At 57.3% G+C, this 20,496-nt stretch carries 18 protein-coding genes; 14 read left to right on the top strand and 4 right to left on the bottom strand.

The features are described from left to right. Positions 1-128: 128 nt before the first annotated feature. Positions 129-1,883, bottom strand: coding sequence for an NAD(P)-binding domain-containing protein (locus K6G35_RS21360; RefSeq protein WP_495677017.1), 1,755 nt, complete (start codon positions 1,881-1,883; stop codon positions 129-131). 319 nt (positions 1,884-2,202) lie between these two features. Between K6G35_RS21360 and K6G35_RS21355 the strand changes: the two genes are divergently transcribed. Genes K6G35_RS21355 through K6G35_RS21345 form a run of 3 tightly spaced genes read left to right on the top strand, consistent with a single transcriptional unit; the run spans position 2,203 to position 4,311 of the window. Further along, entirely contained in the window at positions 2,203-2,616 is a 414-nt protein-coding gene (locus K6G35_RS21355; RefSeq protein ID WP_495677016.1) for a Zn-ribbon domain-containing OB-fold protein, read from the top strand. Positions 2,617-2,626: 10 nt separating this feature from the next. Then, positions 2,627-3,805, top strand: coding sequence for a thiolase C-terminal domain-containing protein (locus K6G35_RS21350; protein ID WP_495677015.1), 1,179 nt, complete (start codon positions 2,627-2,629; stop codon positions 3,803-3,805). Between the two features lie 38 nt (positions 3,806-3,843). Beyond that, positions 3,844-4,311, top strand: coding sequence for a MaoC/PaaZ C-terminal domain-containing protein (locus tag K6G35_RS21345; RefSeq protein ID WP_495677014.1), 468 nt, complete (start codon positions 3,844-3,846; stop codon positions 4,309-4,311). 88 nt (positions 4,312-4,399) lie between these two features. Here K6G35_RS21345 and K6G35_RS21340 read toward each other — a convergent pair whose 3' ends face one another. Both K6G35_RS21340 and K6G35_RS21335 read right to left on the bottom strand, forming a co-directional pair. After that, on the bottom strand, positions 4,400-6,019 hold the full coding sequence (locus K6G35_RS21340) for a GMC family oxidoreductase (RefSeq protein ID WP_495677013.1): 1,620 nt from the start codon (positions 6,017-6,019) through the stop codon (positions 4,400-4,402). A 290-nt stretch (positions 6,020-6,309) separates the two neighbouring features. Next, positions 6,310-7,299: a Bug family tripartite tricarboxylate transporter substrate binding protein gene (locus K6G35_RS21335; RefSeq protein ID WP_495677012.1), complete on the bottom strand. Its 990-nt coding sequence runs from the start codon at positions 7,297-7,299 to the stop codon at positions 6,310-6,312. Positions 7,300-7,636: 337 nt separating this feature from the next. Here K6G35_RS21335 and K6G35_RS21330 point away from each other — a divergent pair, with 337 nt between their 5' ends. The 7 genes from K6G35_RS21330 to K6G35_RS21300 all read left to right on the top strand — a co-directional run bounded on the left by K6G35_RS21330 (position 7,637) and on the right by K6G35_RS21300 (position 15,737). Further along, positions 7,637-8,194 carry a DUF2889 domain-containing protein gene (locus tag K6G35_RS21330; protein ID WP_495677011.1) on the top strand — a complete coding sequence of 186 codons (558 nt, stop codon included), beginning with the start codon at positions 7,637-7,639 and terminating at the stop codon, positions 8,192-8,194. 195 nt (positions 8,195-8,389) lie between these two features. Next, entirely contained in the window at positions 8,390-9,634 is a 1,245-nt protein-coding gene (locus K6G35_RS21325; protein ID WP_495677010.1) for an acyl-CoA dehydrogenase family protein, read from the top strand. A gap of 334 nt (positions 9,635-9,968) precedes the next feature. Further along, positions 9,969-11,090, top strand: a complete 1,122-nt coding sequence (locus tag K6G35_RS21320; protein ID WP_495677009.1) for a Re/Si-specific NAD(P)(+) transhydrogenase subunit alpha — start codon at positions 9,969-9,971, stop codon at positions 11,088-11,090. Between the two features lie 14 nt (positions 11,091-11,104). Next, entirely contained in the window at positions 11,105-11,461 is a 357-nt protein-coding gene (locus tag K6G35_RS21315; protein WP_495677008.1) for an NAD(P) transhydrogenase subunit alpha part 2, read from the top strand. Next, positions 11,458-12,930 (top strand): NAD(P)(+) transhydrogenase (Re/Si-specific) subunit beta, encoded by a 1,473-nt coding sequence (locus tag K6G35_RS21310; RefSeq protein ID WP_495677007.1) that lies wholly within the window; start codon positions 11,458-11,460, stop codon positions 12,928-12,930. The genes K6G35_RS21315 and K6G35_RS21310 overlap by 4 nt, the downstream gene beginning before the upstream one ends. Before the next feature lie 121 nt (positions 12,931-13,051). Then, the gene (locus K6G35_RS21305) at positions 13,052-14,482 is read left to right on the top strand and encodes an aldehyde dehydrogenase family protein (protein WP_495677006.1); all 1,431 of its coding nucleotides are present in this window, start codon (positions 13,052-13,054) and stop codon (positions 14,480-14,482) included. Positions 14,483-14,726: 244 nt separating this feature from the next. Further along, positions 14,727-15,737: a zinc-dependent alcohol dehydrogenase family protein gene (locus tag K6G35_RS21300; protein WP_495677005.1), complete on the top strand. Its 1,011-nt coding sequence runs from the start codon at positions 14,727-14,729 to the stop codon at positions 15,735-15,737. Between the two features lie 738 nt (positions 15,738-16,475). Here the strand turns inward: K6G35_RS21300 and K6G35_RS21295 are convergent. Next, positions 16,476-17,387, bottom strand: coding sequence for a LysR family transcriptional regulator (locus K6G35_RS21295; RefSeq protein WP_495677004.1), 912 nt, complete (start codon positions 17,385-17,387; stop codon positions 16,476-16,478). A 184-nt stretch (positions 17,388-17,571) separates the two neighbouring features. Here K6G35_RS21295 and K6G35_RS21290 point away from each other — a divergent pair, with 184 nt between their 5' ends. The 4 genes from K6G35_RS21290 to K6G35_RS21275 all read left to right on the top strand — a co-directional run bounded on the left by K6G35_RS21290 (position 17,572) and on the right by K6G35_RS21275 (position 20,480). Beyond that, positions 17,572-18,309, top strand: a complete 738-nt coding sequence (locus tag K6G35_RS21290) for an SDR family oxidoreductase (RefSeq protein WP_495677003.1) — start codon at positions 17,572-17,574, stop codon at positions 18,307-18,309. A 28-nt stretch (positions 18,310-18,337) separates the two neighbouring features. Further along, the gene (locus K6G35_RS21285; RefSeq protein WP_495677002.1) at positions 18,338-19,348 is read left to right on the top strand and encodes an aldo/keto reductase; all 1,011 of its coding nucleotides are present in this window, start codon (positions 18,338-18,340) and stop codon (positions 19,346-19,348) included. Positions 19,349-19,489: 141 nt separating this feature from the next. Continuing rightward, positions 19,490-19,843, top strand: a complete 354-nt coding sequence (locus K6G35_RS21280; protein ID WP_495677001.1) for a cyclophilin-like fold protein — start codon at positions 19,490-19,492, stop codon at positions 19,841-19,843. Positions 19,844-19,964: 121 nt separating this feature from the next. Further along, the gene (locus tag K6G35_RS21275) at positions 19,965-20,480 is read left to right on the top strand and encodes a (R)-mandelonitrile lyase (RefSeq protein ID WP_495677000.1); all 516 of its coding nucleotides are present in this window, start codon (positions 19,965-19,967) and stop codon (positions 20,478-20,480) included. The last annotated feature ends 16 nt before the right edge of the window (positions 20,481-20,496 follow it).

The following is a 20,496-nucleotide window of genomic DNA, read 5'->3' as shown; positions in this document are numbered from 1 at the left end:
TCCGCAAAAAACGGGGTCCGTAGGACGAACGCCCTAATCAGCACGGCTACGTGGACCCACTCGTTTTTGAGGCAGGACGGCACGAGCGCACTTTTTAGATGAGGTCGTGCCAACCTCATCCTCATGTTCTAAGCAAGCCGTCCCAACTCAATAGCAGTCGCATGCGACCCCCAGCGGCGATTTGCATCAATTAACAAGGCGGAAGCGACGTTAGCAAGCAACATTGGCACCGGAAGGCCCGTTGCCGCGCGCAAGGCGATGTGAATATCCTTCAGGAACTGTCCAATGTCTAGCATTGGTTGTTCGTGCTGTCTTGCCAGATTTCCGACAAGCCAATCTGCAGCCGCGTTGCTGCCCGAGCTCTGTGGAATCACTGCTGCTAGAGACGAGGTCGTAAGTCCCGCGCGAAGTGCCATCGTCAAGGACTCCACACTAAGCATCAGGTTCACCGCAGCAATCGAGTTGCGCAGATTGCCAGCCACCTGAGCGTCTCCAACAGAACCACAGTCGACGAGCTTAGGACAAACTGCCAGCAAGGCGTTCCTGGCCGAATCCGGTGCCGCGCTCAGTCCACCACACAAAAGCTCCATCATATTCACCGAGCCGTCTTGATTGCGACCAAAGACAGCCTCTACGAGATGCAACCCCCGCTGCTCGCAGGTCGTCGACAGGCCCCGTAGTTGCTCGGCATCTACACTCTCGCCAATGATGATCACGGCGGATTTCGGCTTCAGCACGGACTCAGAAGGCAGAACTCCGACCAAGACTTTGACCTTCTCGCCGTCGACGATTAGCGCATCGCAATTGAGAATTTCTGATAGAGCACTCTCGCTCAGATGATCATCGGCATCGCCAATACCTGGGACCAACACCGCCTGTTGTAGCTCGTGCGATGCCCGAATCCGGTTCGATACCGGGAGAGATAGACCGACACCGCAAATCCTCATCGGTTCGGCAGAAGGTTGCTGTAGTTCTTGTACCTGTTTCGCGGCGACTTTATCGTCCAGTAGATCGACGCCTGCCATGGTACCCACCACACGCACGACGTCCTCTAGCTGTGCTTGCGGTCCCAATATACCCAATCCCGTCTGCAAGATCCCTTTGGCCACTCCAGCGATCGCTTGGGGTGCTTCGTGTTCGGCGCCAAGCTCGAGCGACTGGCTTAGATCTTTCACCATCAAAGCCATTGCGAACTTCGTAGACGACCTACGTTCACACATCGCCGGAAGCATGACCTGCGTAATGCGACTTGACGCCGGACTTCCTTCGAGTACACGGGTAATAGCTCGCAAACTCATTCCCGCTTTGCGCGCCATGGCAACAGACTCCAGCGTTGCTACGCGGCAAGCTGCGTTCATGGTGTTGTTCACCGACTTCAGCGCCTGGGCATCGCCGACACGAGCACTGCTGCAGTGGACGTTCTCTGTGATCGCTCGGAGAATAGGCAGAGCTTTCTTAACTCCACTGTCAGGGCCGGAGACGATGATTGTCGCCTTACCCTCTAGAACTATCATGGGGTTTCCCGACACTGGCGCGTCGACCATCTCAACACCATGTTCTTTAAGCGCATCGGCAATCGCCCTCGTCTCTCTGGGGATGCCGCTCGTCTGATCGATGACAAGGGCGCCAGCGCGAAGAGACTTCGCAAGTCCGTCTTTGCCAAGCAATACGTCATGGACGTTGCGGCTACGCGGTAGGCAGAAAAGAACTACGTCACAAAGACGTCCCAGCACCTCGGGCGATGGGGCAGCCACCCCGCCTTTCGACACCAGCTCTTCCACAGCTTTCGAGTTGATATCCCATACCATCGTTGGGTATTGAGCGACCACGCGCGTCGCAAGTGCGCTGCCCAAGGCGCCGAGCCCGATAAAGCCAATCTGCATGCTAACGAAGTCTCCTCTCTATTGTTCGGTGCGCAAACTTTGCTCGTTGGTCACCGCAAGACGCATGCCACACACCATCCCCGCCGCAGATCGAAGCCCCAAACCCTCGTAGTTCGCACAGGTGATCGCGACCAACACACAAGTGTACGTGCCAAAAACACATGGAAATACACATGTCGATGCCGCCGAGGGCGGAGAGCGGCTACAAATACGTTTTCTGGCCCGCGCATGCTGCCTGACAGACCTGGCATGTCCGTTGCGACGAGTGAAGTGGAGACGGCCCCTGGCCGCCACTACCACTAGCCTCCAGACATCAACAATGAATGCGAACCTCCCATCCCCGGTAGCTAATGCGGACTCTCTTCCCTATTGGAACGGCGCCCGCGAAGGAAAGCTACTCATCCGCAAATGCAACGATTGCGGTCGCCTACATTTCATGCCGAGATTTCTGTGTCCAGCGTGCTGGTCAGACAAGCTAGAGTGGGTCGAAAGCCTAGGGAAAGGCACCATTCATAGCTTCACCATCGTTCGCCGTGCAGCCATGGCTGCCTTCGCCCCTCGCGTGCCATACGTGGTGGCATTGGTCGAACTCGACGAGGGCCCTCGCATGATGGCCAACATCCTAGGGGAAGACGCCCTGGCCGCAGCAATTGGCGACCGAGTGCAGGTCACTTTTGAAGATCGCGGCGATGGGGCCATGGTGCCGCAGTTCGTGCGTGCCGATCATGAATAAGGGAAGTGCCATGAAACCAGCAACCTCCCTGAAGAACAAAATCGCTATCGTAGGCGTCGGTGAGTCGGACATTGGCAAGGTGCCTGGTATGTCCGGCCTCGGACTGAACGCCCAAGCCGCCAAACGGGCCCTGGACGATGCCGGTCTGAATGTCTCCGACATCGACGGCGTTCTTACAGCGTATTCATTCACCGAACCGTACTTTATGCTCGGCTCGGTCATCTGCGAATACCTCGGCCTGAAACCACGTTTCAATGCATCCGTTGTTTCGGGCGGAGCGAGCCCTGCCGTGATGCTTAAGCATGCAGCTGAAGCCATCGCGTCCGGGCAGGCAGAAACGGTACTCGTATGCGCAGGCGAAAATCGCGCAACGGGTCTGACTCGAGACGCGGCGGTCGCGTCGCTGACCGCGGTTGGGCATCCCTACTTTGAACAGCCCTACGGAACATCGATCCCCGGCTTCTATGCCATGATCGCGCAGCGACACATGCACGTATACGGCACCACCCGTGAGCAGATGGCTAGCGTCGCTGTCAACACACGTGCGCATGCCCTTCTGCATCCGAATGCGCACATGAAAAGTCCCTTGACCATCGACCAGGTCTTGGACGCCAAACCAATTGCGGATCCACTCGGCATGCTCGACTGCTGTCTCATCTCTGACGCGGGCGGTGCATTCATTGTTACGTCCGCCGAGCGAGCTAAGGACTTGAAGTCAAAGCCTGTTTATTTGCAGGGTATCGGCGAGCATCACACACACGAGCATTTGATGTGCGCACCAAGTCTGACAGAGTTCGGAGCGACCGAATCCGGGCGCATTGCCTATGAAATGGCAGGCTTGACTCCTGCCGATATCGATGTAGCCGAGTTGTACGACTGCTTCACGATCGTACCGATTATTGAGCTTGAAGAACTTGGATTCTGCAAGCCCGGTGAAGGCGGCGCGTTCTTTGCCGCCGGCCACGCCAAGATTGGTGGGAAGCTACCTGTCAACACGCACGGCGGGATGCTATCCCATGCCCACGCCGGCGCGGCAGGCGGTCTCTTTGGAATTGTTGAAGCTGTCCGGCAACTGCGCGGCGGCCTCGGAGAGCGCCAGGTGGCCAACGCGGAAGTTGCCCTCGTTCACAACGAAGGGGGCATTCTCTCCTCCCACTGCACCGTCATTCTGGCTAACGACAAAGGCTAGTGGGCTCCGACATTCGACGCACTTTCAATGGAGATAACATGACTAACCAAGCACCTCGCGGCCGCTACTTCGAAGACTTTGAAGTGGGCCAGGAATTCACGACGCCGGCACGTACGATCACCCAGACAGACATTGTCAATTTCGCCTGCCTCTCCGGCGATTTCAACGACGTTCACACGAACTTCGAGTATTGCAAGACCACCCCGTTCGGTGAACCTATCGCGCATGGTCCGTTGATCTATGCGGTGATGGGCGGGCTGCAATATGCTAGTGGCGTGAACGATGGCACGCTCCTGGCGCTACTACAGATTGACGGCTGGAAGATGCTGAGTCCGGTCAAGCATGGTGACACCATTCGAATGCATGCACGGGTCCTGGAGAAGAAGGAATCCTCCAAACCAGATCGTGGCGTAGTCACCTTTCGTCGCCAGTGCATCAAGCAGGATGGCTCTGTCGCTCAGGAAATGACGGCGACGATCATGTATCGACGTCGTCCGACTGCCTGACAAACAAAGGGGCTAGTGACTCTCGAAGTCACTAGCCCCTTTTCTTTCATCTGAGTTCTTCGCCTTCCCTTGGCGGGAGAGCGTGGCCTCAACGAAGCGGCATCGGGTCCAGCCCAATCAGGTCCGCAGCTTTTTCCGCAATCATGATGGTTGGCGCGTTGGTATTGCCGGACGTCACCGTCGGCATGATTGAGGCGTCCACCACTCGAAGACGGGATACTCCGCGGACACGCAGTTCGCTGTCCACCACCGCCATGGAATCCACGCCCATCTTGCAAGTGCCAACCGGATGAAACGCGCATTGACCGTGCTTTCGCATGTAGTCAAGAATATCTTCGTCAGATGCCACAGCTCCTCCTGGAGCCACTTCGGCGATTACTCTCGAAGCCAAAGGTTCGCTGGCGAACATTTTGCGGGCTACACGGACACCAGAGATCATCGCCTGAATATCTCGGTCGTCGCTCAGGTAGTTGGGGAAAAATGCTGGAGCGTCCGTGTGCCGCGCCGATTGCAGAGTAACTTCGCCTCGTGACCACGGGCGCATGTTGTAGACGGACGCACTGATTCCCGCATAGCTGTCCACGGACAAACGTCCGGCTACGTCATAGCCAAAGGTCATTGGTCGGAAGCTCACCTCGATATCGGCATGCCCAATACTGGGCTCGCTTTTCACGAATGCCGCTGCCATGGACGAGCCTAGAGCCAGGTAACCGCCGCCAGTTGTGATGTAGCGAAGCCCTTCCCAGTATTTTCGCCATCCGCGCAGAACATGGTTATATGAGCTATTCCGAGTTACCTTTGCTTGGAGCCGAACCACAAAGTGGTCCTGTAAGTTCTTTCCTACGCCTTTGGCGTCTACCAAAGTCTTGATGCTGTGCCGCTGTAGGACTTGCCCGTCTCCAATTCCGGAGAGCATTAACAAATACGGGGAATTCAGCGCACCCGCCGAAAGCACTACCTCGCGTCGAGCTCGAATGATGCGAGTTCGACCGTCGGCGTCACTAACCTCTACCCCGCAGGCCTGCATACTCTCGAAGACGACGCGGCGTACCATCGTCGCTGTCAAGATCTTCAGATTTTCACGGTGCCGGATTGGTTGCAGGTAGGCAACATAAGTAGACTGCCGCTTTCCGTTTGCGATCGTGACAGGAAGATAGCCAGTGCCGTCCTGCTCGTCACCGACAAACTCCTTGACGCGGGGGATGCCACAGTTTGCCGCGGCCTCGATGAACGCTTCGGCCGCAGGGTGACGAAGCGCCGGCTGGCTCACGATAAGCGGCCCATCAGCACCCAAGGAGAGATTTTCCCCGTCCTTGCCGCACTCGGCTCGAAGGAAGTAGGGCAATACGTGATCCCATCCCCACCCTGGGTTTCCGAGTTCTTCCCATCCATCGAAGTCCGCACGATTACCTCGCACATAGACCATTCCGTTGATGGCGCTACTTCCTCCTAGACCCTTTCCGCGAGGCCAATAGATCTGTCGATTCTTCAGCGCAGGCACCGGTTCGGTGTGGTAGCACCAGTTCAACTGGTTGTGATGGAACAGCTTCCCCATCCCGGCCGGTGTGTTCACCCAGAATCTATCAGACGACGGTCCTGCTTCTATCAACAACACGTTGACAGAACGGTTGTCGGACAAACGCCGTGCAAGAACGCATCCCGCGGATCCTGCACCAACAATTATGTAGTCGAAGGTCTCCGCGCTCATTGAACTATTCATACCAACCGTATCGTATTTGGCTAGGCCCCGGGGTCCGGCGTAGAGGCAAGGTCCGTACCCCTACTCTTTGGATGACCGCAGTACCGACACCTTAGGCAGCGCAAGGTGAAGTAGCCCCCGGGCCGAACATACAGAGGGCTCGGCCAATGACAGGCACCTGACGCTCCACCGCGCTAGAAGGGCTTTCGCGTTGCTATCTGAATTGAACGCTATCAAGGCGTGAGCGGCAGAGGGACTCCGCCGCTCAGTACTCTCATTTTCGGCTTGCGATGCACTGCTTACTGCTTGGGGATGTGAAGTTCCTCAACCAACCGCGCCATCTTGTCCATGTCTTTGCGAAGAAAGGCCGTGTACTGATCCGCGCTCATCGTCATCGGCTCAGATCCTTCGTCTCTTAGCTTGGCTTTTACTTCTTCACTCTGGGTCACCACGCGCAGAGCGTCGGATAGCTTTTGAATGGCTTCCTTTGGAGTGCCCGAGGGGGCAACCAGACCAATGTACAGATAGTAGCTAAAGTCCTTGTAGCCTTGTTCAGCTAGTGTCGGAACATTGGGCAATGCTGCCAGGCGGGTCGATGACGTAACGCCGAGCGCCCGCACCGCTCCACCCTTGATGTTGCCCGCACTGCTTCCGTAGGCTTCAAAGATGGTATCTAGGCGCCCACCAAGGACGTCTGGCATTGCCGCGCCATTGCCTTTGTAAGGAACATGTAGCAGAGACAATCCGCTTTCTCGCATGAACAGCGCAGCCCCGAGATGCGTTGTAGATCCCACGCCTGCGGAACCGTACGACAGTTTGTTCGGGCTTGCTTTGGCGCGACTGACGAAGTCCTTGAGGGACTTGTCGGGTTGCTCCCCGCCAACGATCATGACCAACGGCGTGCGAGCCATGGGTCCGATGCCGACGAAATCCCGCGGCAGGTCGTACCCCGGATCCTGTTTGACTGACGGTTGGATAGCGATCGTTCCGGCCGAAGCAAGAATAGTGTAGCCATCCTTCGGCGCCGACTTGACGTAGCGGATACCTACCAGCCCATCTGCACCGGCCCGATTATCGACCACGATCGTCTGCCCTAATTTCTCGCTCATCTTCTGCGCGATGAAGCGGGTCGTTACGTCCGTCCAGCCGCCAGGTGCGGTGTTGACTACCAGGCGAATCGGCTTATTGGGATACCCGTCCGCAGCCCTAGCAGTGGTTGGCGCGGCAAGTGCATACATCCCAACCGACACACCAATAGCCGCCGAAAGCGGGATCAGACTCAGTTTCATGCTACGTCTCCGATTGATATTCTGGGCCGGCAAAAAGCAGGACTCTTGTATCCGCTTGCAGGCATTTATCTCTTCGAAGCAAGTGTAATGCCAGCAAGCATCAACTTGCCGGAAAGGCCCGTGGGAATTGGGATTCCGGGCAACCGGCACGAGGACATCCGGGTACTCTGTCCGTGAGATCGACACCAGTGTCTTTCGCGGAAACACTGTGTTCGCACGACGACCCACGAACACTGGTGGCGTGCTTCTTGCGAGATGGAGCGATATGGACGTTGCCGCGCTTGGTCGTTTCGGCCGACGGCGGTGAATGCCTTGAATCACGTTACCTAACAAAGCCATGCCCCTACCCACTCCAGCTCCCCGGCGCAACGTCCACCAACGCATCATTGATATGCATGTCTTCAAGCGCGAGGACGGCTTGTTCGACGTCGAAGGCCGACTCGTGGACACCAAGCCGTTTGCCTTCGCACGGGTTAGTACGCCTGAACCGCTGCCGCCTGGCAGCCCCCTCCACGACCTATCAATTCGCCTCACAGTTGATGGAGAGTTTGTTGTCCGCGATATAAGGGCGTCCTCGGACTCCACGCCATACGCCCTGTGCAAGGAAGCAGAGACAACACTTTCTGTTCTCGTGGGCGAGAGAATCGCGTCCGGCTGGTCAGGCAAGGTCAAGTCGTTACTGCGAGGATCGGCGAGTTGCACTCACTTGATGGAGATGCTCATCCCGATGGCGACCGCCGCTTTGCAGGGCATCATCGGCTCCCGTCGGGAAGGCCAGACAGAGGTCGATGTCAGTAAGGTCCAAGTGAAACTCGACAGTTGCTTCACCTACGCCAGACACCGTAGTGTCATTAAGCAGTTCTGGCCGCAGCATTACCAGAGCGAAGACAACTAGCCGTGTCCTTGACGTGAACCAAAGTGTCTTCGGCAAGTACATTCTCGCCATCGCGAAGACACTTGAAGGCCTCACCGGGGCCCTAACTACCGCTGATACTGGCTAAATTCCAACGGTATGCCATAGAAATCGTCTGTGGCATGCTGATTGCAACAAGACTGTTCATCTGCCAATTCACTAAGGTGAGAAACGACGATGGACACGTATCAGGACCCCACCACCTCCTCGGACATCGAGGCTATTCGCGACATGGTCAAGCACTTCATGGAAGCCGAGGTGCTCCCCGTGATGGATGACTTCGAAAAGCGAGGCGAGTTTCCGCGGGAACTGGTGCGAAAAGCCGGCGAAGCTGGTCTGTATGGCGCCGTCTTCCCCGAGTCGGTCGGTGGCAGCAACATGGGCTATCTGGCCGCCGCAGTGATTCAAGAGGAGACAGTTCGCCTGGACGTACGCTTCGCTTCCTGCAACAACCAGCAGGGTTCCACTTGCCCGAGCTGTATCTATTTCGGCGGCACGCCGGAGCAAATCCAGAAGTACGTTCCGAATCTGCTGGCCGGCAAGACGATTGGGATGATGTCCCTGACGGAATCCGGCGGCGGCTCGGACGCAGCGGGCAACATGAAGACCTTCGCTCGACGCGACGGCGATGTGTACCGCATCAATGGCGAGAAGATGTTCGCGTCCATCGCAAACGAGACGGACGTAGGCATTCTGTTTGCGAAAACGGATCGCGATGCCGGTGCAAAGGGGGTTACGGCGTTCATTGTTGAGCCAAAGAAGTACCCCGGCTGGACTGCACGGCCCATTGATATGCTCGGTCTCTCGAAGTCGTTCCGCACGAACGTGGTCTCCCTCGATGATTTCGTGGTTCCCGTCGAGAACCGCCTTGGCGAAGAAGGCGAAGGCTTCAAGATCATTATGCGAACCCTGCAGCCAGGGCGTGTTGGCGTAGCTGCCAAAGCGCTTGGTGTGGCGCGCGCCTGTTTCGAGGATGCGGTGCGCTACGCCAACGAGCGTGAGGTTCGTGGCCAGCCGATTGGCCGCTTCCAGATGATCCAGTCGGACATCGCCGAAATGGCCGTGGCAATCGAAGCGAGCCGTGCCATGGTGTACAAGGCCGCGATGATGATGGATGCGAGTCAGCCTTCGAACCGCATTGCGGCAATCGCCAAGTTCCACGCCTCGCAAACCGCGAAGTTCTGTGCTGACAAGGCGATGCAGATCTTCGGCGGCTACGGCCTTGCTATGGAATACCGGGTGTCGTACTACCGCGCATATGCCGACATGTTCTTTACTGGCGAAGGGTCGGCAAACGTTCAGAAGATCATGATTGCCGAGGACGCTCTCGGCTACAAGTTGGCGGATCGCCACCACGGGAAGACTGGGCTGCGCGACATTCGCAAAGATGACATCGCGGAGGAAGTTAAGCGACAAGCCTAACCAGGCTTGCGGACCTCGACACATCGGAAGACGGTAATGAACGGCACTACGACTCTGCGCGGCCTTGTCGAAAAATGGATTGGTACTTATCCCACGACAGCCTCTCGAATTACTCGTATCTCAAGGGTGAGCCAGGCGAACACTTGTCGCTGTGTTCAAGTCGACGTTTCCAGGTCCGTAGACGAAGTGTCGCTGTATTTCTTCCGCCACAACAACGGTTGTTGGCACGTCTTCCCGCCCTCCTGTCAATCCGTGTAGTGGGTGCTCAGGGGTCAGGAAACGAAGCAGCGGGACAGGTTCCCGCCAAGAATACTCAATCGAAGGAGCTGCATAGATGTACATAGGCATCCCGTTGGAGACGCGTAGTGGCGAAGGGCGCGTCTCCGCCACGGCGGAAACAGTAAAAAAGTATGTGATGCAAGGCCATCGCGTCGTCGTCGAAGCCGGCGCTGGCATTCGTGCAAGCCAGACCGATGCAGCATACGAATCCGCCGGCGCAACCATAGGCTCCATGAAAGATGCCTTCCAAGCTGAGATAGTCCTGAAGGTTGGCACTCCAACTCAGGACGAACTCCGGCTTATGCGCTCCGGCTCAGTCCTTGTAGGGATGCTCAACCCCTTTGACAGAGAAGGTATTGGCCGACTCGCCGCCGCTGGCGTGACCGCGTTTGCTCTGGAGGCAGCACCTCGTACGACCCGAGCGCAAAGCCTCGACGTACTTTCCTCTCAAGCCAATATTGCTGGCTACAAGGCTGTACTGGTGGCCGCCCAGCACTACCAGCGGTTCATGCCGATGCTTATGACAGCGGCCGGCACCGTGAAGGCAGCTCGCGTTCTGATCCTGGGCGCCGGTGTGGCAGGCCTACAAGCCATTGCCACGGCCAAGCGCCTGGGCGCCGTGATCGAAGCCTCTGACGTGCGTCCAGCCGTGAAGGAGCAGATCGAATCGCTAGGCGCCAAGTTCGTAGACGTTCCCTTCCTGACGGACGAGGAGCGCGAGATCGCTCAAGGTGTGGGGGGTTATGCGCGCCCGATGCCAGCTGAATGGATGCGACGCCAAGCCGAATTGGTGCACCAGCGTGCCATCCAAGCTGACATTGTCATCACCACTGCGCTCATTCCAGGCCGAAAGGCTCCCGTTCTCCTGCAGGAATCGACCGTCCAACAGATGAAGCCGGGTTCGGTCATTGTGGATCTTGCAGCAGCTCAGGGAGGCAACTGCCCGCTAACCGTAGCTGATCAGGTCGTCGAACGTCATGGCGTAGTTCTCGTCGGGCACACGAACCTACCGAGCTTGTTGGCAGCAGACGCTTCGGCGCTCTATGCACGGAATGTGCTCGACTTCCTTAAGTTGATTGTCGATAAGGAGGGGGCTGTCCGTATCGATACCTCGGATGACATCGTGTCGGCATGCCTTCTGTGCCGAAACGGAGAACTGAACACATCGAACCAATAAGCACGGAGTCATCCATGGAATTAGTGAATCATACGGTGATTAACGTCATCATCTTCGTTCTCGCAATCTACGTCGGGTATCACGTCGTCTGGACGGTTACGCCGGCATTGCACACTCCACTCATGGCAGTAACTAACGCTATCTCGGCAATCGTGATTGTCGGGGCGATGCTGGCAGCCGGTCTGACCGAAACGCAAACAGCCAGGACGATGGGTGTACTAGCGGTATGCCTCGCAGCTGTGAACGTATTCGGAGGCTTCTTGGTCACCCAACGTATGTTGGAGATGTTCAGGAAGAAGCCCCAGAAAACAGCCAAGGCGGGGGCGACTACTGCTGATGGCCTCGGCGCACCCACGGAGGTCACGTCGTGAATGCACTCTCGATGAATAGTGTCACCCTCCTCTATCTCGGGGCATCTGTTTGCTTTATCCAGGCCCTGAAAGGACTGTCACACCCAGCATCGGCCCGCAAGGGCAACGCGTTCGGCATGATCGGCATGGCAATTGCCGTGTTAACCACGCTAGTGCTGATCGTCAAGCTCAAGAACGAGTTCCTGGCCGCGGGCGCAGGCCAGTCGTCGGTGGGCACCGGTCTTGCGCTGATCTTCGGCGCGCTCGTGGTGGGCGGCGGCATAGGCGCCTACGTGGCACGCAAGGTCGAAATGACCAAGATGCCGGAACTGGTGGCGGCCATGCACTCGCTAATCGGTCTCGCCGCAGTGTTCATCGCCGTGGCTGCGGTGGCGGAGCCTGCCGCATTCGGTATCACGCCGGCCGGCACGCACCTGATTCCGCTGGGCAACCGTATCGAACTGTTCATCGGCTGCTTCGTCGGGGCGATCACGTTCTCGGGGTCGGTCATCGCGTTCGGCAAGCTGTCGGGCCGCTACAAGTTCCGTCTGTTCCAGGGCGCGCCGGTGGTGTTCCCGGGCCAGCACTGGCTGAACCTGCTGCTGGCTATCGCCATGGTCGGCTTCGGAATTGCCTTCTTCCTGTCTCAGTCCTGGGCCCCGTTCCTTGTCATGCTGGCCATCGCCTTCGTGTTAGGCGTGTTGATCATCATCCCGATTGGCGGTGCAGACATGCCCGTAGTGGTGTCGATGCTGAACTCGTACTCGGGCTGGGCGGCGGCTGGTATTGGCTTCTCGCTGAACAACCCGATGCTAATCATCGCCGGCTCGCTTGTGGGTTCGTCCGGTGCCATCCTCTCGTACATCATGTGCAAGGCGATGAACCGCTCGTTCTTCAACGTGATCTTGGGTGGCTTCGGCGCCGAGGCATCAGCGGCCGGCCCGGCCGGCGCGCAGGCGCAACGCAACGTGAAGTCGGGCTCCGCCGACGACGCATCGTTCGTGATGAGCAACGCCGAAACCGTGATCATCGTGCCCGGCTACGGCCTGGCAGTGGCACGTGCGCAGCATGCACTTAAAGAATTGACCGAGAAGCTGACCGAGCACGGGGTAACGGTGAAGTACGCCATCCATCCGGTAGCCGGCCGCATGCCGGGCCATATGAACGTGCTGCTGGCCGAAGCCGAGGTGCCGTACGACCAGGTGTTCGAAATGGAGGACATCAACAGCGAATTCGGGCAAGCCGACGTGGTGCTGGTGCTGGGTGCCAACGACGTGGTCAACCCGGCCGCCAAGACCGACCCGAAGTCCCCCATCGCCGGCATGCCGATCCTGGAAGCCTACAAGGCCAAGACCATCATCGTGAACAAGCGTTCGATGGCCGCGGGCTACGCGGGTCTGGATAACGAGCTGTTCTACATGGACAAGACGATGATGGTGTTCGGCGATGCCAAGAAGGTGGTGGAGGACATGTTTAAGGCCGTCCAGTAAGCGGCTGGCAGTGCGGAATGTTCTGCGTTTCGAGCCGTCGGCGATAAGATTTGTTACCTAGCTCACGGCGGAACGTTCCGCGACATCAGGCGCATTTCCTTGACCTAATTGTATTGAGACCATGCGACACTTTGGACAGTTCTATATTGATGGTAAGTGGGTCGACCCCATTGAATCCAAGCCATTCACTCTGATCAACCCTGCAACTGAAGTTGCCTTCGCTACAGTCGCCCTCGGCAGTGCCGCGGACGTCGATGCTGCCGTGCAGGCCGCCAAGCGCGTCCTCCCCAGCTTTAGCTCCACCTCGAAACCCGAGCGCATTGAGCTTCTGGAGGAAATCATCGCCGTCTATCAGCGGCGCGAGCAGGAAATCCTGGATGCTTTGACACTCGAGATGGGTGCGCCGCGCTCCTTACGTCAGCACTCCACTTCCGGTCTCGCAGCACTTCGGCAAGCCATAGAAACTCTTCGTTCCTATGAATTTGAATCCCGCGAAGGTCAAAACATCATTCGTCGCGAGGCGATTGGAGTTGCCGGGCTCATCACGCCATGGAACTGGCCCAACCAACTGATCTGCAACAAGCTTTCTTCGGCATTTGCAGCTGGCTGCCCAGTTGTTCTTAAGCCCTCGGAGTTCACGCCCGTCAGTGCAATCGTACTGGCCGAGATCCTTCATCAGGCGGGCGTTCCAAAGGGAGCGTTCAATCTGGTAAACGGTGACGGGCCTATCGTCGGAAATGCGATCAGCTCGCACGAGGATATTGCAGTTGTTTCATTCACTGGCTCCACGCGTGCCGGCGTACTGGTCGCAGAAGCCGCCGCACCGTCCGTAAAGCGGGTTGCGCAGGAACTTGGCGGCAAGTCTGCAAACGTTGTACTGCCTGACGCCGATCTCCGTGCTGCTGCAACATTCCAGGTCACGCGAGGCTTCTCGAATAGCGGACAATCCTGCCACTCTCCCACCCGACTACTGGTGCACGAGGATCAGTTGGACGAGATGCTGGGTTACCTTCGCGAGGCCGTTAGCAACCTGCGCGTCGGTGATCCTGAGGATCCTGACACAACCCACGGGCCCGTCGTTAATCGCGCGCAGTTTGAGCGTATTCAGCACTACATCGAGCTGGGCATCAAGGAAGGCGGGCGACTCATTTGCGGCGGCCCCGGGCGTCCAGACGGGCTCTCCAAAGGCTATTTTGTACAGCCCACCATCTTCGCTGACGTGACGCCTGAGATGACCATCGCGCGCGAAGAGATCTTCGGCATGGTGACGTCGGTAATCACATATAAGACCATTGAAGAGGCGGTTGCGATTGCAAACGACTCGCCGTATGGTCTCGGCGCCTACGTGTTTACTAACAATCCAGATCTAGGGCTTGTGGTCTGTCGACAGTTGCGTGCAGGACGCGTGTTCTTTAATGGTGCGCCTGCAAACACTGCTGCGCCGATGGGCGGGTATGGAAAATCGGGCAACGGCCGTGAGATGGGCGTTTTCGGCATGGAAGAGTACCTTGAAACCAAGGCGATGCTTGGTTTCATGCCGGTAAACAGCTAATTCGCCGGACGATGGGCTGCGAACTGCCGCCCAACTTGTGAGATGGTGACAAACCACCCACCAGATGACCAGAGAGGTGTAGCTAGGGGAGCCAGTTGGGTTCCCCTAGCTTTTGCTGCTTTGAAAAGAATCTTGCCAGGGAACAACAATTGATGTGGGCCGGTGCCGTTGTCGCCGCAACTCACTGTCGAACTGTGAATTTTCGGTTGAGCTCTGGCATCGTCCGCAAATCGGAAGAACACACATGCGAGTCTACGAACTTAACGGTGCAAATGGCCTGGATAGCGTAAATCTGAGTCAAAGGCCGGATCCTGCGGCCCTGCGTGGACAAGTTTTGGTCAGCATGAAAGCGTGGTCGCTGAACTACCGTGATTTGCTGATTATCAACGCCAACTACAACGGCCTTCGTCCCGACCGCGTCATTGCCTTGTCCGACGGCGCCGGAGAGGTGATAGCCGTCGGCCCCGATGTCAGCCGCTTTAAGGTCGGCGACAGAGTCAGTCCCACCTTTTCTAGCAGCTGGATCGCTGGCCCCATGACCGCCGCAGATCTTCCGCGATCACGTGGAGCGGCTGTTGACGGCGTGCTGGCAGAACTCGTTGCTTGCGACGAGAATCACGCCGTCCGTATCCCTGACCATCTTTCGTTCCAAGAGGCCGCATGCTTTCCTTGCGCCGGCTTGACCGCCTGGAACGCACTCTTCGGTCCTCGTCCTCTGATTAGCGGCCAAACCGTACTCACGCTCGGTACGGGGGGCGTATCAACCTTTGCCATTCAGTTTGCACGCGCGGCCGGTGCACGCGTTATCTCGACTTCGTCAAGCGACGAGAAGCTCGCCATTGCCCGCGAAATCGGTGCGACTGACACAATCAATTATCGATCGTCGCCCGAGTGGCAGGACGAAGTGCTGAGGCTCACGGATGGCCGCGGTGTTGACCATGTCGTCGAGGTCGGCGGTGGCGGAACCATCGACAGGTCTGTAGCCAGTGTCGCAATCGGAGGGCAGATTCACATGATTGGCGCCCTATCCACTGGCACCCTCAGCCCACGCGCATTAGTGCCATGGAAAACGCTCAGGGGTATCAATGTTGGATCGACAGCCGACCATGAAGCAATGAACCGCATGGTTCAATATCATCAAATCCGACCCTATATTAGCAAGATCTTCTCCTTCGATAGTGCGAAAGCTGCCTATCGGCATCTGAGCTTAGCCTCGCACTTCGGCAAGGTAATCATTGAACTCTCCGGACGTTAAGATCGCCGTTTCACGCAATAGCCGGACACACAAAACGGTAACGTGTATTGACGATCGTGCAGTCATTCGCTCCCGTTTGCCAGTTGCTGCCAACAATACCGATTCCTTCATTTGTTACAAAATAGTTCCGCTCATGACCCTTTCGCGAACGTATACGTCTATGTCACACGTCGGCCGACCACAATGGCGCCCGGCGGGAGGGCCGCCCTTTCCAATTGAGAGGCTTCGGTGGTGACCGCCTCGCTGGTCGGCTTGATACGGCAGCGGCGGGGGGAAACTGGTCAGCTGTGGGGGAAGAGCTGAGACGACCAGCGTGCGGGCGAAGATAGCGCACGGCTCGGGAAGACTGTCGGAATCATTCAGCATCTGGACGATGGAAGGAGGCTCCCTGTGCCAGCCACGGGGGGCCTTCGGCTTTTCCTTTCATACCTCAAGAAAGATATCCTCCCAAAAACAGCGTAGAAATGTCGCAATTGAGGATATGTACTTGGTTATTCCAGAGCCTCTGTGATCGCCTAGAGATCTCCTATTGGAATAACCCTTTGAGGCGCTACTCAAGGTTGAAGAACTCTCCTCCCCTCGGGTAGGCACCTCTGAGCCCGCTTCGCGGTCGGGCAGCCAGGGAAGGAGTGGTGGAGGCGCAGCTATCTTTGCGTCCACATTGGCCATAGGTGGCGGCACATCACGTCGAAGGACGCCCCCTATCCGGTTGGTCAATTGCCCGATCTCCTCAGGGGCCTATTTGAGGGCTCGAGATCGCCCGCTCCAGCGCAGCGTATCAATGACCAGCGCCAGTGCGGGCGCCAACTGACGACGACTGGCATAGTAGAGGTGGTAACCCGGAAACGTGGGCCACCAATCCTCAAGAACAGGTACCAATCGCCCAGTGTCAATGTGCGGCTGCACTACATCCAGCGGGGAAAACGTCAATCCCATGCCATCCAGCGCCGCCTGGACTTTAAGGAAGGTATTGTTGAACGCAGCCCGACCGTCTACACGCACATTGATCCGCTCATCGCCCTTCTCAAACTCCCAGGCATATAGGCGGCCATCTGTGGGCAATCGTAGATTGATGCAATGATGCCCTGTGAGATCGTGGGGCGTGACGGGCGTTGACCTCGCCGCAAAGTACTCCGGTGAACCCACAACCGCCATGCGCAAATCCGGCGCGATCCGCACCGCGATCATATCCTTGTCCACCTGGTCGCCCAACCGCACACCAGCATCGAATCGTTCTGCCGCGATGTCGGTAAGTCCATAGTCCACGTTAAGTTCGACATTGATGTCTGGGTACTCCTTCATCAACGGGAGCAACTTGGGCCAAAGGATGGTCGAGATCGCGTGATCATGAGCACTGATACGCACCGTACCTGCAGGCTTGTCGCGCAACTCACTCAGTGAACCCAACTCCAGTTCAATCTCATCTAACCGGGGAGCGACCGTATTCATTAACCGTGCACCTGCCTCAGTGGTGGAGACACTTCGCGTTGTGCGCGTGAGCAGACGCACGCCAAGGCGGGCTTCCAGGGCCAACATCGCATGGCTCAGAGCGGACCGAGAGACACCCAACTGCGCGGCTGCTCTGGTGAAACTGCGTTCGCGGGCGACTGCCACAAACGCCTGGAGGTCGTTCAGATTTTCTTTTGCCATTGGTGAGCCGTTTGCACAAGAGCATGCAGATTTTACCGTCTACCGAACTACTGCCCCACGCAATACAGTTCATGTCACAGCGGTGGCTTTGGCGAACGGCACATCAATATGGCGTCTTACAGGCGCAATATGTATGCCATACGTCACTTTATGTCCATTTCGCTATCAAGCAGAGGAACGTGAGATGAACAGCAATATTGCAGGCAAGGTTGTGGTGATTACCGGTGCTAGCAGCGGACTGGGTGAGGCTACAGCACGATTGCTGGCTGCCCATGGCGCCAAGATAATTCTCGGTGCGCGACGGTTGGACAGGCTGCATGCACTCGCGAAGGAACTAGGCTTAGGCGACCAGGCGGTAGTGCAGACCGATGTGACCGACCGCGCCCAAGTAAAGCAGCTCGTAGATCGCGCCATCGAACTGCATGGACGTATCGATGTGATGCTGAACAATGCCGGCCTGATGCCCAGCGCCATGCTCGCCCGGTTACACGTTGACGAATGGGACCGCATGATTGACGTCAACATCAAGGGCGTGCTTTACGGAATCGCTGCCGCACTGCCGGTCATGCAGGCACAAAAGAGCGGTCACTTTATCAATGTTGCGTCCGTAGCAGGCCACAAAGTTGGTCCGGGTGGTGCCGTCTACGCAGCCACCAAGCACGCGGTCCGAGTGATCTCGGAAGGACTGCGTCAGGAAGTAAAGCCCTACAACATCCGCACTACCATCATCTCGCCCGGTGCTGTTGCGACGGAATTGCCCAGCACGATTACCGACTCTGATGTGGCCGCCGGAATCGCGAAAGTCTATGAGAAAGCAGTCTCCGCTGATTCATTTGCTCGCGTGGTGGAATTTGCAATGAATCAGCCCGATGACGTGGATATCAATGAAGTCCTGTTCCGCCCCACGAGCCAGGACTATTGAATCCCCCGCGACACAGGAGAACTAAATCATGGACTACCGATATCTAGGGCGAAGCGCACTGCAAGTTTCACCCCTTTGCCTTGGCGCAATGATGTTCGGCGGCGAAACCGCCGAAGCGACCTCCCAACGCATCATCACAAAAGCAGCGGACCAAGGCGTCAACTTCATCGATACGGCGGATGTTTATCACGCGGGACGCTCAGAGGAAATCGTAGGGCGAGCCATTGCCCCCAATAGAAATGATTGGGTTCTAGCCACAAAGTTTGGCTTTCCGGCGGCCACATCTGCAGGGCCAAACCGACAAGGACAATCTCGAAAGTGGATTTTCGATTCAGTCGAAGCAAGTCTCAAACGTCTCGGCACTGACTATATCGATCTGCTCTACTTTCATCGCGCGATTCCTGGTCTTCAGCTCGAAGAAGGTGTGCGCGCCGTCGGCGACCTAGTCCGGCAAGGCAAGATTCGCTACTTTGGCGTTTCAAACTTTCGTGGCTGGCGTATTGCCGAAGTCGTTCGCATCGCCGACCAACTTGGCATCGACAGACCCGTTGCCAGCGAGCCGCTCTACAACATCGTCGACCGAACCGCGGAAGTTGAGCAATTTCCGGCTGCAGGCCACTATGGCTTGGGCGTTGTTCCCTACAGTCCGTTGGCTCGCGGCGTGCTATCGGGAAAGTACGCGATAGACGTTGCCCCGCCGGCTGATAGCCGTGCCGGTCGTGGCGACAAGCGCATGCAGCAGACGGAATGGCGCCCCGAATCGCTTCGAATTGCACAGGCTGTCGCCAAGCATGCGGCCGAACGAGGCACCACGTCTATCGCATTCGCCCTCGCTTGGGTGCTTAACAACCGATTGGTTAGCGCGAGCATTGCTGGCCCCCGTACGGAAGCACAGTGGGACAGCTATGCTGAAGCGCTGAAATTGCAGATTACTCCAGAGGACGAACGGTTCGTCAATGGACTAGTTCCCCCGGGCCACGCATCGACCCCAGGATATACGGACCCCGGCTATCCCATCGAAGGCCGTGTCGTCGCGTAAGGTTCTCGCCCGCTGTTTCCACAGATGACGCTTGTTGTTGGCACTCTTCTCACTATCGTCTCGACATCGGCAGTGAATGCAGCAACGAGCGCCGAGATTCCCAATTCGGGGCGATCCCCCGCTCATCAAGAGGAGCACGCCATGCAAATCAGCATGGACATCGACGGGACTACCATCACAGCGACGTTGGACAACAGCGAATCAGCAAAGGATTTCTTCTCTTTGCTGCCGCTCTCGGTCGACTTAGAAGACTACGCAGCGACCGAGAAAATTGCTGATTTGCCCCGTCGTTTGTCCACTGCGGGTGCCCAGTCCGGAATGACACCTCACATTGGCGACGTCACCTACTACGCGCCGTGGGGGAATCTGGCGATATTTCACAAGGAGTTTTCCTACGCGAAGGGGCTGATCAGACTCGGCACGTTGGTCTCAGGCATCGAGATCATCCGACGACCAGGAACGCTCAGAGTAACGATCCGCAAGGTAGAGCAATAGCAGCGCATTACCTTCAGTTGGAAAGCTCGTCTGCCGGATACGGGCACTCACCAAGTCGACTGCGACGCTTCAAACGCCACGCGGGTTTTTTGGCATTTCTCAACAAGGGAAGAACGGAAAAATGAGTACCACCAAGGTAACTTTCATCTCGCGACTGGCTCTTGTCGCCGTGGCGCTCCAGGCAGTCGCGACTGGAGCCATTGCCCAGCAAGCCAAAGAAGGATCGCCGGCAGCCTCCCAAGAGATCATTCGTGCGGGAAGCCGTCCGTCCGTTTCTGCGCCTGCAGAGTACTTCACTGGACGAGTACGCATTGACCCGGTCTGGTCCGCCAACGCAGATATCAATGCTTCCGGCGGCTTGGTGACGTTTGAGCCGGGAGCAAGATCCGCGTGGCACGTCCACCCCAAAGGCCAATATTTCGTAGTAACTTCTGGCGTTGGACTAACGCAGGAATGGGGAAAACAGGCTCGTGAAATCCACCCTGGAGATGTGGTGTGGTGCCCTCCTGGCGTTAAGCACTGGCATGGCGCCTCGCCGACCAACGCAATGACGCATCTCGCTGTAACCGGAACGGTGGACAACAAGAATGTTGAATGGATGGAGAAAGTCACCGATGCTCAGTACAACGCGCGATAAGTCGATTGGTCGGCGC

This window comes from Cupriavidus sp. HY129, assembly GCF_059492215.1.
This window is presented reverse-complemented; position numbering and strand designations above follow the sequence as displayed.

Excerpts from the sequence above, each read along its gene's own strand:
- K6G35_RS21360 (WP_495677017.1), bottom strand. The coding sequence starts at position 1,883 with ATGCAGATTGGCTTTATCGGGCTCGGCGCCTTGGGCAGCGCACTTGCG.
- K6G35_RS21355 (WP_495677016.1), top strand. The coding sequence starts at position 2,203 with ATGAATGCGAACCTCCCATCCCCGGTAGCTAATGCGGACTCTCTTCCC.
- K6G35_RS21350 (WP_495677015.1), top strand. The coding sequence starts at position 2,627 with ATGAAACCAGCAACCTCCCTGAAGAACAAAATCGCTATCGTAGGCGTC.
- K6G35_RS21345 (WP_495677014.1), top strand. The coding sequence starts at position 3,844 with ATGACTAACCAAGCACCTCGCGGCCGCTACTTCGAAGACTTTGAAGTG.
- K6G35_RS21340 (WP_495677013.1), bottom strand. The coding sequence starts at position 6,019 with ATGAGCGCGGAGACCTTCGACTACATAATTGTTGGTGCAGGATCCGCG.
- K6G35_RS21335 (WP_495677012.1), bottom strand. The coding sequence starts at position 7,299 with ATGAAACTGAGTCTGATCCCGCTTTCGGCGGCTATTGGTGTGTCGGTT.
- K6G35_RS21330 (WP_495677011.1), top strand. The coding sequence starts at position 7,637 with ATGCCCCTACCCACTCCAGCTCCCCGGCGCAACGTCCACCAACGCATC.
- K6G35_RS21325 (WP_495677010.1), top strand. The coding sequence starts at position 8,390 with ATGGACACGTATCAGGACCCCACCACCTCCTCGGACATCGAGGCTATT.
- K6G35_RS21320 (WP_495677009.1), top strand. The coding sequence starts at position 9,969 with ATGTACATAGGCATCCCGTTGGAGACGCGTAGTGGCGAAGGGCGCGTC.
- K6G35_RS21315 (WP_495677008.1), top strand. The coding sequence starts at position 11,105 with ATGGAATTAGTGAATCATACGGTGATTAACGTCATCATCTTCGTTCTC.
- K6G35_RS21305 (WP_495677006.1), top strand. The coding sequence starts at position 13,052 with ATGCGACACTTTGGACAGTTCTATATTGATGGTAAGTGGGTCGACCCC.
- K6G35_RS21300 (WP_495677005.1), top strand. The coding sequence starts at position 14,727 with ATGCGAGTCTACGAACTTAACGGTGCAAATGGCCTGGATAGCGTAAAT.
- K6G35_RS21295 (WP_495677004.1), bottom strand. The coding sequence starts at position 17,387 with ATGGCAAAAGAAAATCTGAACGACCTCCAGGCGTTTGTGGCAGTCGCC.
- K6G35_RS21290 (WP_495677003.1), top strand. The coding sequence starts at position 17,572 with ATGAACAGCAATATTGCAGGCAAGGTTGTGGTGATTACCGGTGCTAGC.
- K6G35_RS21285 (WP_495677002.1), top strand. The coding sequence starts at position 18,338 with ATGGACTACCGATATCTAGGGCGAAGCGCACTGCAAGTTTCACCCCTT.
- K6G35_RS21280 (WP_495677001.1), top strand. The coding sequence starts at position 19,490 with ATGCAAATCAGCATGGACATCGACGGGACTACCATCACAGCGACGTTG.
- K6G35_RS21275 (WP_495677000.1), top strand. The coding sequence starts at position 19,965 with ATGAGTACCACCAAGGTAACTTTCATCTCGCGACTGGCTCTTGTCGCC.